11 protein-coding genes are annotated in these 13,159 nt (G+C 34.6%); 10 read left to right on the forward strand and 1 reads right to left on the reverse strand.

Translation table 11 applies throughout. From position 1 onward, the window contains the following. Positions 1–60: 60 nt before the first annotated feature. A complete protein-coding gene (locus ASE21_RS21610) occupies positions 61–222 on the reverse strand; it encodes a DUF1328 family protein (protein ID WP_082603485.1) in 162 nt (53 codons plus the stop codon). A gap of 271 nt (positions 223–493) precedes the next feature. Here ASE21_RS21610 and ASE21_RS14970 point away from each other — a divergent pair, with 271 nt between their 5' ends. The 10 genes from ASE21_RS14970 (at position 494) to ASE21_RS15015 (ending at position 13,035) form a co-directional block, all read left to right on the forward strand. Continuing rightward, complete coding sequence (locus ASE21_RS14970; protein WP_057123493.1) at positions 494–1,573, forward strand: pesticidal protein Cry7Aa; 1,080 nt, start codon at positions 494–496, stop codon at positions 1,571–1,573. Beyond that, on the forward strand, positions 1,554–3,824 hold the full coding sequence (locus ASE21_RS14975) for a glycosyltransferase (RefSeq protein WP_057123494.1): 2,271 nt from the start codon (positions 1,554–1,556) through the stop codon (positions 3,822–3,824). The genes ASE21_RS14970 and ASE21_RS14975 overlap by 20 nt, the downstream gene beginning before the upstream one ends. A gap of 194 nt (positions 3,825–4,018) precedes the next feature. Then, complete coding sequence (locus ASE21_RS14980; RefSeq protein ID WP_057123495.1) at positions 4,019–4,576, forward strand: TetR/AcrR family transcriptional regulator; 558 nt, start codon at positions 4,019–4,021, stop codon at positions 4,574–4,576. Continuing rightward, positions 4,576–5,820: a beta-ketoacyl-ACP synthase II gene (gene fabF / locus ASE21_RS14985; RefSeq protein WP_057123496.1), complete on the forward strand. Its 1,245-nt coding sequence runs from the start codon at positions 4,576–4,578 to the stop codon at positions 5,818–5,820. The genes ASE21_RS14980 and fabF overlap by 1 nt, the downstream gene beginning before the upstream one ends. Positions 5,821–6,083: 263 nt before the next feature. Beyond that, complete coding sequence (locus tag ASE21_RS14990; RefSeq protein ID WP_057123497.1) at positions 6,084–6,848, forward strand: MlaE family ABC transporter permease; 765 nt, start codon at positions 6,084–6,086, stop codon at positions 6,846–6,848. Next, complete coding sequence (locus ASE21_RS14995) at positions 6,845–7,624, forward strand: ABC transporter ATP-binding protein (RefSeq protein WP_057123498.1); 780 nt, start codon at positions 6,845–6,847, stop codon at positions 7,622–7,624. Before ASE21_RS14990 ends, ASE21_RS14995 begins: the two co-directional genes overlap by 4 nt. Before the next feature lie 23 nt (positions 7,625–7,647). Next, positions 7,648–8,487, forward strand: a complete 840-nt coding sequence (locus tag ASE21_RS15000; RefSeq protein ID WP_057123499.1) for an MlaD family protein — start codon at positions 7,648–7,650, stop codon at positions 8,485–8,487. A gap of 14 nt (positions 8,488–8,501) precedes the next feature. Continuing rightward, on the forward strand, positions 8,502–11,336 hold the full coding sequence (locus ASE21_RS15005; protein WP_057123500.1) for an AsmA family protein: 2,835 nt from the start codon (positions 8,502–8,504) through the stop codon (positions 11,334–11,336). 11 nt (positions 11,337–11,347) lie between these two features. Further along, on the forward strand, positions 11,348–11,839 hold the full coding sequence (locus tag ASE21_RS15010) for a low affinity iron permease family protein (RefSeq protein ID WP_057123501.1): 492 nt from the start codon (positions 11,348–11,350) through the stop codon (positions 11,837–11,839). Continuing rightward, positions 11,836–13,035 carry an NAD(P)/FAD-dependent oxidoreductase gene (locus tag ASE21_RS15015; RefSeq protein WP_057123502.1) on the forward strand — a complete coding sequence of 400 codons (1,200 nt, stop codon included), beginning with the start codon at positions 11,836–11,838 and terminating at the stop codon, positions 13,033–13,035. The genes ASE21_RS15010 and ASE21_RS15015 overlap by 4 nt, the downstream gene beginning before the upstream one ends. Positions 13,036–13,159: the final 124 nt, after the last annotated feature.

Below are 13,159 nucleotides of genomic sequence, written 5' to 3' on the forward strand. Positions count from 1 at the left end.
AAAAAAAAAGCGAAATCAACAATTGTGCTGATTTCGCTTTTTTTGGAATAAACTAAAAATTTAAACTCTTGTTCTTCCGCTTATTAATGAGATAATAAATAAGACTAAGAATATAAAGAATAAAACTTTTGCGATACTGGCGGCTCCGGCAGCAATTCCTCCAAAACCAAATATTCCGGCTATTATAGCCAAAATAATAAATGTGACTGTCCAACGTAACATAACTATATAATTTAAGTTAGAAAATATGACTTTTTAAAAGTCTGATTTGTTTGTATCTCAAAGTTCCTGTTATCTTACAAAAAGCATTAACTCATATGGTGCATTTTTTTAGCACAATCGACTAAAAATCATAAATTTATCGAGTTGTTTTAGAATTTCAATTTCATCGTTATACAATTCCCACCTAAATGCTTTAGAGTTAATTTTTTGATCGATTGAGTTAATCGCCGCTCTGTTCCCAAGGTAATTTTAATCAAAATTAAAAGCACGTATGGAATTAACTGCACTTCAAAACATCACGGCAACAAAGCTTGGTGTAATTTTAGAAAAAACAGACAAGTCTTTCGAAGAATTAGGTGTTTTAAATCCGGCTGTATTTCAAGATGGCAATACGATTCATATGTTTTACAGGGCAGCAAAAAGGGGAAATTTTTCAACAATTGGCTATTGCCGTTTTGATGGTCCCACAACTTTGGCAGAACGTAAAAACGAACCTTTTTTTGTACCGGAATATATTTATGAGATTCATGGTGTCGAAGATCCGAGAATTACTAAAATCGACGACACCTATTATATGACTTACGTAACATACGACGGTTTAAATGCATGCGGCGCTGTGGCAACATCAAAAGATTTAATTTCATTTAAAAAGAAAGGAATTATTACACCAAAATTCATTTTGCATGAATTTACAAATTTGATCCGCAATCATTTACAAAATCCTAGTGTTGCCAAAATACTAGCTTTTAACACCGCGAGGAATTATCCTTTAAGCGAAACGATGAAGGAAAATTTATTTGTATGGGACAAAAACGTTGTTCTTTTTCCAAAAAAAATAAATGGAAAATTTGTGGCTTTACACCGGTTTTTTCCATCGATTCAAATAGTTTCGTTTGAAAAGAAAAAAGATTTAACGGTAGACTTTTGGAAAGATTATCTTAAAAATCTACCCGATCATATTATAATGGAGCCAAAATATGATCATGAAACAAGCCATATTGGCCCGGGCGCTCCGCCTATAGAAACAAAAGATGGATGGCTGCTGATTTATCATGCTGCCGAAAAACGTGAAAAAGGACTTGTATATCATGCGTGCGCTGCTTTACTGGACCTTAATGATCCGAGCAGAGTAATTGCACGATTGACAAAACCAATTATTACGCCATCTGAACATTATGAAAAACACGGTTATGTAAATTATGTGGTGTTCCCTACAGGGACAGCCATTTTTGATGACCAGTTATATATTTATTACGGTGCCGCTGATGACAAAATTGCGGTGGCCTATTTGAACCTAAACGACTTATTAACAGAGCTAAAACAGAATCCCAATGAAGACGATATCAAATAAATCAAAAATAGTTTTTCTATCTACATTTCCTCCAACACAATGCGGAATTGCAACTTATACTCAGGATACAATTAAAGGAATTACCGATGTTTTTGGTAAATCTATTACTTGTGAAATTTGTGAATTGGTAGACAAACCAACACCAAATTCAACACAGGCCTATACTTTAAATACAAAGGAAAAGGAAGAATACGCAAAAGTTGCCGAAGAAATCAATGAAGATAAAAATGTAAAATTAGTTCATATTCAACATGAATTTGGTTTATTTGGAGGTAATTATGGTGACCATTTACTGGATTTTTTAAATGCAATAAAAAAACCGGTTACTTATACTTTTCACAGTGTTATTCCAAATCCGAATAATGAATTAAAAACTTTTGTACAATTGCTTTTAAGCTACAGCAATTCTGTTTTTGTAATGACAAACCAGTCAAAAGAAATTTTGATTAGAGATTATGATGTTGAAGAAGAAATCATTACAACTGTACAACACGGAACACATATTGTAATTTATGAAGCTCCGGAACAGGCAAAAGCTAAATTTAATATTAAAAACAAAATCGTACTATCTACTTTCGGACTTTTAGGCGAAGGGAAAAATATTGAAACCGGATTACAGGCTTTGGCAAAAATCGTTGAAAAAGAACCGGACGTTTTATATTTAATTATTGGAAAAACACATCCAAATTTAATTAAAGACGGTGTTGATACTTACCGTGATAAACTTGAAGCGCTGGTAGACGAATTGAATTTACGAAATAATGTTCGTTTCATTAATCAATATTTAGATACAGACGAACTTTTAGAATACCTTAAAGCAACTGATATTTACTTATTTACATCAAAAGATCCAAACCAGGCAGTAAGCGGTACATTTGCTTATGCAATGAGCTGTGCTTGTCCAATGGTTGCTTCAAAAATCCCTCATACAAAAGAAGTTTTAACTGCAGATTGCGGTGTTTTGGTTGACATTGGGAATGTAGATCAATTTGCAGAAGAAACATTAAAACTAATTGCTGATGAAAATTTAAGAAACGAAATGGGAATCAATGCTTTTACTAAAATGAGAGCCTCTTCCTGGGAAAATGCAGCATTAGCACACATGGATACTTATAAAAAATTAATTGAAAATCCATCTGATATTAAATACAATTACCCAGACATTCAATTACGACATATTAAAAGATTAACTACCGATTTAGGAATTATTCAATTCAGTAAAATTTCAGTTCCGGATCTTGATTCAGGTTATACTTTAGATGATAATGCCCGTGCGCTGATTGCGTTCTGTATGCATTACAAATTAACAAGAGACAAAGACGATCTTCCATATATTTTAATTTATCTGGATTTCATCGAAAGATGCCAGAAACCAAAAGGAGATTTTATCAATTATGTCGATCAGGAAAACCGTGAACACATAGAGCAAAATGCCGAAGTTAATCTTGAAGATTCAAATGCAAGAGCACTTTGGGCACTGGGAACTGTAGTTTCAAATGCTGATATCCTTCCGGAAAATATATCTAAAAAAGCGGCAAAATGTTTCCTTAACTCACTTAAATGGGCAGAAAACATTCAGTCTCCACGTTCTATTGGTTTTGCTACAAAAGGCTTGTATTTATATCACAATGCAATTCCAAATTTATATGTGGCCGCTATCATCAATAAACTAAATGCTAAGTTACTGGCCAATTACGAAGATACAGCTACAGAAGACTGGCAGTGGTTTGAAAATTATTTAACTTACGGAAACGGAATTCTGCCAGAATCAATGTTATACGCGTATTTAATTACAAACAAACCGGTTTACAAAAAAGTAGCTTTAGATTCACTGGATTTCTTATTGTCTAAAACATTTGTTGATGGTAATTTCAAAGCAATTTCAAATCAAAGCTGGTATCACAAAGGTTCAGAGCCGCAGCAATACGGAGAGCAGCCAATTGATGTTACGTATACAATTCAGACTTTAAATGCGTTTTACACCGCGTTTAAAAATCCGGAATATAAACAAAAAATGAAAACTGCATTTAATTGGTTCTTAGGAAAAAACCACTTAAATCAAATCATGTACAATCCGGTAAGCGGAGGTGGTTATGACGGACTTGAAAAAGAAAATGTAAATTTAAATCAGGGTGCAGAGTCAACGGTTTGTTACTTAACTGCCAGATTATTAATGGAAAAATTTGCCCTTTCAGATACGAAAGTTATTCCTTTGATGAAGTCTAGAACCGGAGTAGCCATAAACTCATAGTATAAATTCATTTTTAAAAGCAATAGACTGACCAAAATTCTATTAAACCCAGAAAATCCCTTTCTTAATGAAAGGGATTTTTTGTTTTAAGACATTTGGTTATTCGTTAAATGAAAAATAGTTTGCTAAAAAAATATAAAAATAATTTGCCTATCTACTAATAGGTAGTATCTTTGCTAAAAAAAAATACTGCCATGACAACACGCGAAAATATTATAGAAAAAGCAGATCAGTATATTCGAAATAAAGGCTACAATGCTTTTAGTTTTAAAGATATTTCAAATGATATTGGCATTAAAACCGCGTCAATACATTACCATTTTCCCACAAAATCAGAACTAGGAGTTGCCACAATCAAAGAACATATTGCCAGATATGAAGCCTTGAAAGAAAAAGTTGCCAACAAGTCTCCCCTAATAAAACTGGAAGCTTTTGTCGCTGTTCAGGCACAAATTAAAATGGACAATAAAGTATGCATTGTTGGATCATTGGCTACAGATTTAAATACACTGGACGAATCTATAAAAGACGAGCTAAAAATATTTGCCAAATTGGTACTGGAATGGCTTACAGAAGTATTGACAGAAGGAAAAAACCAAAACATATTTGAATTTGATATGCTGCCAAGAACAAAAGCAATCATGATTATTACCAATCTAATTGCTATTGTACAACTGTCGCGCCTTACGAAAGACGATGATTTTGAATTGGTAAGAGAAACAATATTAACAGAATTAAGACCCAAAAAATAATGAAAAGAGTTGTAATTACAGGTTTAGGAGCAGTAACTCCTATTGGAAATAGTGTTGCAGAATACTGGAATTCTTTAATCAGCGGAATCAGCGGGGCTGGACCAATAACGAGATTTGATACCTCAGAATTCAAAACCAAATTTGCCTGTGAAGTTAAAAATTTCGATGCCGGATTTCTTTTTGAGAAAAATGAAATCAGAAAATATGATCTCTTTACGCAATATGCGGTGCATGCAGCTGACGAAGCGGTAAAAAATGCCAATATTGATTTTGATACTTTAAACAAAAACCGAATTGGAGTTATTTGGGGATGCGGTGACGGCGGTATTTCAACTTTTGAAGAGCAAATTGGAGAATACAAAGCAGGAAATGGGACACCAAGATTTAGTCCGTTTTTTATTCCGAAGAGAATTGTAAATATAGCTTCGGGTGTTATTTCAATCAGATATGGACTCCGCGGAATAAATTATACTACTGCTGCGGCCTGTTCTGCCAGTAATACAGCTATAATTGATGCTTTTAATTACATTCGCTGGGGCAAAGCAGATATGATCATCAGCGGTGGTTCTGAGGCTTCTGTTACAGAATCTTCAATTGGCGGTTTCAATGCGTCAAAAGCACTTTCTACATCAAATGATGATTACAGTACGGCTTCACGTCCTTTTGATATTACAAGAGACGGATTTGTTTTGGGCGAAGGTGCCGGTGTTATTATATTAGAAAGCTATGAGCATGCTGTAAAAAGAAATGCTGTAATATTGGCTGAAATTGTAGGCGGAGGATTAGCTGCAGATGCTTATCATTTAACAGGGACACATCCGGAAGGCGAAGGTGCAGTTTTAGGAATGGAACTTGCTCTTGAAGAAGCTGAAATTACACCAGATAAAATTGACTATATCAATGCGCACGCCACTTCTACTCCAACTGGCGATTTAAGCGAACTTAAGGCAATGGAAAAAGTTTTTGGTCCGCATTCAAATGCCAATATCAGTTCTACAAAATCAATGACCGGACATTTACTCGGGGGTGCCGGAGCCATAGAAGCCATTGCGTGTATAAAAGCGGTACAGGAAAATATAGTCCCGCCAACAATAAACACTAAAACAGTCGAACCTGAATTTGCAGATAAATTTAACCTAACACTTGAAAAAGCCCAATCGAGAATTGTTAACTATGCCATGAGCAATACTTTTGGTTTTGGAGGTCATGTTGCAAGCTCGATTTTTAAAAAATTTAAAGAGTAAAAAAATAAAGAATAAAGCGCCATAATTGAGCTGTTTTTCAAAATCCCTTTTCGCAATGAAAAGGGATTTTTTTGTGTAGGGAAAAGCCTAACGTCAATGTTAAAATTATATTGTGCTTTTATGAAAATTATATAAGGCTCAAAAAAAGTTCTGTAAAGTATTTTAACAAGTATAGAAGTAACTTTCAGTTATAATTTAAAAACTGACATCAATTGTTAAATAATTGATTTTCAAATTACACCTAACCTAAAAACGAAAACATTTTGATTCTCACCATTAAAAATACATTCGCACAAATTGGAGATGCAGCACTGTTTGCCAAGAGGTTTTTTAAGGAAGTCTTTGTTCCTCCTTATGAGGTAAAAGAGTTTTTGAAACAATGTTACATCATTGGATACAAATCACTGCCCTTGGTCGCTATTACAGGTTTTATCATGGGATTGGTACTTACACTTCAGTCAAGACCAACTTTGGTAAAATTTGGTGCAGAAAGCTGGCTTCCCGGAATGGTGGCACTTTCTTTAATTAGAGAGATCGCTCCCGTTATTACGGCATTAATTTGTGCCGGAAAAATTTCATCAGGAATTGGTGCCGAATTAGGTTCCATGAAAGTGACAGAGCAAATCGACGCTATGGAAGTTTCTGCCATCAATCCTTATAATTATTTAGTCGTAACCAGAATATTAGCCTGCACCTTAATGGTTCCTATTTTAGTATTCTTTGCAGATGCTATTGGAATTGTTGGCGGGTATGTTGGCATAAATATTCATGGAGATGTTAATTTCTACCGTTATTTAAACCAGATTATTCAGTCTCTGGAATTTTCAGATCTTATTCCGGCAACGATCAAAACTTTCTTCTTTGGTTATTTCATTGGAATGATTGGATGCTATAAAGGATTCAATGCCGCAAACGGAACAGAAAGTGTAGGACGAGCTGCAAACTCAGCAGTAGTTACAGCCTCTTTAAGCATATTTATTATCGATATGGTCGCAGTACAATTAACCGATTTAATTTATTTAAAATGATTAAAGAAGACAAAAATACCGAACCAAAATCAAAAGATACAAAAAAGACTCCAATCATTGAGATTAAGGACCTGCGCAAAACTTTTGGTAAAGATAATGAGGTTTTAAAGGGCGTTAACCTAAGCGTAAATAAAGGAGAAGATTTAGTGATTTTAGGCCGTTCCGGTTCTGGAAAATCAGTAACGATAAAATGCATTGTCGGGTTAATTGAACCGGATCAGGGTGAAATAACTGTTTTTGGAGAAAATGTACTGAATCTACCAAAAAATCAATTAAACGAGATAAGAGTCAAAATTGGTTTTTTATTTCAAAGCGGGGCGTTATACGATTCAATGTCTGTTAGAGAAAACCTAGCTTTTACATTAAAAGCACACAAGAGGGAGTTAAGTGAAGAAGAAGTTCAGACAGAAGTGGTCGAAGCACTTGAAAGTGTTGGTCTTGCCGATGCAATAGACAAAATGCCATCTGAGTTATCCGGAGGTATGAGAAAGAGAATCGGCTTAGCCAGAACCTTAATATTGAAACCGGAAATCATTTTATATGACGAACCCACAACAGGATTGGATACGATTACTTCGAGAGAAATCAGTGAATTAATTCTTGATATAAAAAACAAACAAAAAACATCATCGATCATTATTACTCATGATATGGCCTGCGCCAAAATGACGGCAGACAGGATCATGGTTTTAAAAGACGGCGTAATTCACGCTGAAGGAACATACGAAGAATTAGAAAAAGACGAAGACGAATGGGTACGCTCATTTTTTGAATAAAGCAAAATAAAATATTAGAAATCATGGAGAAGCAATCTGGATATACTTGGAAATTAGGAATGTTTGTAACAATTGGGCTGCTGCTTTTTATAATAGCCGTTTATTTTATCGGAAAACAAAAAAACTTATTTGGTTCGACATTTCACATTACCTCAAAATTTAAAACGGTCAGTGGTTTAGAAGTTGGAAACAATGTCCGTTTTTCAGGTATCAATATTGGTACAGTTGAAGAAATCAGGTTAATAAATGATTCTTCTGTAGTGGTATCGATGGTGATAAAAGATGAAGTACGCGAATTCATTAAAACAGATGCCCGCGCCAGCATTGGCTCTGACGGATTAATGGGAGATAAAGTACTGACTATTACACCCGGCGTAAAATCTACAAAAGTAATTGAGGACAACGGCGCCATCGCTTCTATCAACGGAATAGAAATGAACGATATCATGAAAAGTGTCAAGAAAAGTGTTGATAATGTCGGCGTAATTTCTGAAGAGCTGGCTATTTTCAGCCACAGTATGAATAACGGAAACGGAGCCTTGGCACGATTAGTACGCGACGATAAAATGGCGAACAGCGTTTCGAATACACTTTCGAACCTGGAAACAGGAACAAAAGGTTTCAGTGAAAACATGGAAGCAGCAAAAAGCAATTTCCTTTTCAGAGGTTATTTTAAGAAAAAAGAAAAGGAAAAAGAGAAAAAGAAGGAAGAGCTAAAAGAGAAAAAAGAAGAACAGCAGGAAAAAGCCGCTAAAGAAAAAGAGGCCAAAGCCAAAGAAGAAAAAGAAAAACAGGAAAAAGCTAAAGAAGAAAAAGAAAAGCAAAAAGCTGAAGATGCCAAAAAAGAAGCTGACAAGAAATAATGTAACGCTGCGCCATGAAAACTTCATTTAAAAATATAAGCCTTAAAATACTAAAATGGACAGGAATTGTAATAGCAGGAATCCTGCTGTTACTTTTTTTGATTCCGCTACTATTTCCCGGAAAAGTCGCTTCAGAAGTTAAAAAAATTGCAAACGAACGTCTGGACACCAAATTAGATTTTTCGAAGTCCAGACTTTCATTTTTTACCCATTTTCCTTCTCTTACTGTTTCGCTTGATGATTTGTCCATGACTGGTTCTAAACCTTTTAGCAACGATACTTTGTTAAAGGCCGAGCAGGTTGCTTTTGGAATAAATTTAAAAAGACTGATTTTTGACAGCGAAGTCAAAATCAATAAATTATACGTTTCAGATGCTTTAATAAATGTAATGGTAAACGAAAAAGGACAGGCCAATTACAATATTTATATCGCACCGGAAGATCGAAAAGACGAAAAAAAAGATCCTAATGCACCAGAAGAAGGTACAGCAATAAAACTGGAACAAATCGATCTTGAAAATTGCCATGTTAAATACAATGACCGTTCGGCTAAGATTTTAGTCGATGCAAAAGGTTTTAATTATGTTGGAAAAGGAAATCTTAGCGATGATATTTTTGACCTGAATACAGATGCCAGAATTGATACGGTAGATTTTTATTATAACAGAACAGCATATCTTAGAAAAAAAGCCCTTCGTGCCGATTTGATTACCAGAATCAACACCCATGCACTTTCTTTCATTCTTCAAAAAAATGAATTGCAGATCAATAAACTTCCTTTAAAATTTACCGGTTTATTTACTATTTTAAGAGACGGTTACAAGATTAATATCAAAGCTGCTTCACAAAATACAACCGTTAAAGATTTACTTTCTGTTATGCCGCCGGAATATTTAACGTGGCTTGATGAAACGGAAATTTCCGGAAAAAGTGATTTAGTTCTTTCTTTTAAAGGAGATTATAATGTCTCCAAAAAGCAAAAACCAAATTTGGCTTTCAATTTAAAAGTTAAAGACGGCGCAATTAATTACCAAAACGCACCGGTTCCTTTAACCGATTTTCAAATGGATTTAAATGCAATCCTTCCGTCGCTTGATACAGAACAATTATTGGTAAACCTGAGAACAATGCGATTTAAAGTTGGCGAAAAAGATTATTTCAACGCTTATCTGCATAGTAAAGGTTTAAGTGAAATGACGATTGACGCCAGTGTAAAAGGCGCTTTAGATCTTGCTGTTGTTGATGCTGCAATAGGGCTGGAAAAAATCGATTTAAAAGGAATTTTAAAAACTAATATTCAGGCAAAAGGAATTTTCAGCACTTCAAAAAAATTGTTTCCTAAAACAATTGGCGGTATTTCGCTTAGAAACGGATCGCTGAAAACAGATTACTACCCTAACCCGATTACAGATATTACTTTTATCGCCAATGTGCTGAACAAAGCCGGAACTTATGAGGATTTAATTGTGGCTGTTGCGCCTGCATCTTTTGTTTTTGAAGGAAATCCAATGTACATAAATGCTGCTTTATCTGATTTTAATGATCTGTCTTACAATGCAAAGATTAAAGGCGAACTTAATGTGGGCAGAATTTATCAGGTTTTTTCTCAAAAAGGCCTTGATATCACCGGATACGCAAAAGCCGATTTGTCCCTGAAAGGAAAACAAAGCTATGCTGCAAACGGACAGTATAATAAACTTGATAATCGCGGTACAATTCTGCTGAAAAACATTAAAGCCACTTCAGAATTATTTCCGAAATCATTTTTTATCAAACAGGGAAATTTCCGTTTTCAGAATGAAAAAATGTGGTTTGAAAAATTTTATGCTTCTTATGGAAAATCAGATTTTGATATTAACGGCTATCTTTTAAATACAATCAATTATTTTCTGGAATCACACGGAACACTTAGCGGAAATTTCAACATGAAATCTAAACTGATTAATGTAGATGAATTTATGGCGCTTGAAAAAGGTGAAAATAAAGACCGAAAACTGGAAGTGGAATATGCCAAAGAAGATCATCCAAAAATGAGCGGAGTTGTGATGGTTCCTAAAAATTTAAATGTTTCGCTTAACGCAAATGCAGATAAAGTACAATATAACGGATTAAACTTAAACAAACTTTCAGGAAAAATCGGAATTGCAAAAGGCGGTTTCTATTTAGAAAATACCACATTTAATATAATTGACTGCATCCTAGGAATTGATGCCACTTATAAAGATGAATCTCCGACATCTGCGCATTTTGATGCTCACTTTACAGCTAAAGATTTCAGCGTACAGCGTGCGTATAAAGAAATCCCGATGTTTCATGATATGGTTACGGCAGCAGAAAAAGCAGAAGGAATTATTGGTGTTGATTACAAAATAAAAGGTGATTTAAATGGAAATATGGGGCCAATTTACGAATCACTTGAAGGAGACGGGACAATTAACCTTCGTGATGTAAAAGTTAAAGGCCTAAAATTATTTGAAAGCGTAAGCTCCCATACCGGACAAAAAGGTCTTGATGATCCTAAAATGGAAGGAATTGAAATTAAATCGAATATAGATAATAATTTAATTCACATTCAGCCATTTACTTTTAGCGTAGCAAGTTTTAAACCCACAATAAAAGGCACAACCAGTTTTGACGGCTTATTGGATTTACGTATGCGTCTTGGGCTTCCTCCGGGCGGAATCATTGGTTTTCCAATTGTAATAACCGGAACGCACGAAGACCCGAAAATTAAAATTTTCAGTAAAACCGGTCAAAAAATTGAAGACGCCGTTTATGATGAGAAAAACAATAAAGTCATAAAAAAAGAAAAAGTAGAAAAGAAAAAAGAAGAAAAGAAGAAATCCTAATTTATACTGCAATGAAAAAGAAAAAACAAAATGGCGGAAGTGCATTTGAAAGATTTGCTTCAAAAGTTTCAAAAGCCGCAGGAAGTACTACAGCTTTTATAGGTGCTTTTGCAATTGTGGTGGCATGGGCAGTTTCAGGGCCAATTTTCGATTATTCTGAAACCTGGCAATTGGTTATTAATACCGGAACAACCATTATTACTTTTTTAATGGTGTTTTTAATTCAGAAAGCCCAAAATAAAGATTCACTGGCAATACAATTAAAACTAAACGAGCTGGTTGCTTCAAACGAGCTCTCCAGCAACAGTCTTGTTGATATTGAAAACATGACTGAAGAAGAAATGATTATTGTTCAAAAATACTATCATCACTTAGCAGAACTCGCTAAAAAAGATGAAACCATACGAACTTCTCATTCTGTTGCCGAAGCACACTCACAGCATGAGTATAAAGATAAAAATAGAAACAAACATCGTGCAGAACGAAATACAGGTAAAAAATGAAATTACGCTCTACAGAAACTTTCTGGCCATTGATCAGTGCCATGAATACCAGTTATCCATCTATTGATGCTGATATTAAAACTGAAATTTTAATTATTGGCGGAGGAATAACAGGCGCTTTAATGGCTTTTAAATTAATTACACAAGGAAAAAAAATAGTACTCGTTGACAGACGGGACGTATGCAACGGAAGTACTGCCGCAAGTACCGCTTTACTTCAATATGAAATTGATGTGCCGCTCCATGAACTAATAAAACTTAGAGGAGAAAAATGTGCCGTTGACAGTTATAGAAACGGTAAAAAAGCAATTTTTGACATCAGAAATATTATTGATACAGTAGAAAGTGACTGTGGATTTGAATTTAAAAAAAGCATTTATTTTACAAATTATAAAAAAGATATTCCGTTTTTAAAGAACGAATTTAAAACCAGAAAACAGCATGATTTTGATGTAACCTGGCTCAATAAATACGATTTGGAAAAAATGGGACTAAACGCCATTGCTGCAATCGAATCTAAAACAGCAGCTGTAATGGATCCGTTTAGACTGGCAGGCGATTTATTAAAATACTGTCACGAAAACGGCATGCAGATTTTTGACAGAACCAACATTACATCTGTTGAAAATCAAAAAGGAAAATGCATTGCCCATACTGAAAATAAATTTACCATAACGGCCGATCATATAGTACATTGCAGTGGTTATGAAAGCGTAGAAACTGTTCAGGAAAAAATTGTGGACTTAAAAAGTACTTATGCAATTGCATCTGAAAGTATTCCTGAAATACCTGTAATTTTAAAAAATGCTGTTATGTGGGATACTTCTTCTCCTTACTATTATTATCGCGCCACGACAGATAACCGAATTATTATGGGCGGAGGTGATGAAGATTTTATAGATGCTAAGAAAAGAGATAAATTAATCCCTAAAAAAGAAGCATCTTTAATGCGCCAGTTTAAAAGAAGATTTCCCAGCATAAACTTCAAATTAGATTATTCCTGGGCCGGAACTTTTGGAGAGACAAAAGACGGACTTCCCTATTTTGGAAAACCAAATCCCAAAAAAAATGAGCATTATGTTTTAGGCTTTGGAGGAAACGGCATAACTTTCAGCGTTATGGCAATGAACTCCATAGTGGATTCCATAAAAAATAAAAAAAATCAAGATCTGGAGTACTATCGGTTTGGGCGTTGAAATTCTGAGATACTAAGATTCTGAGGTACTAAGGTTCTGAGACTCTAAAGTGCTAAGATTCTAAGGCTCTGAGATTCTAAGACTCTAAGTGCTAAGTACAAAGTTTTTTTCTCAGTATCATAAA

Origin of the sequence: Flavobacterium sp. Root901, assembly GCF_001429765.1 — a bacterium.
In the GTDB taxonomy this organism is placed as follows: domain Bacteria; phylum Bacteroidota; class Bacteroidia; order Flavobacteriales; family Flavobacteriaceae; genus Flavobacterium.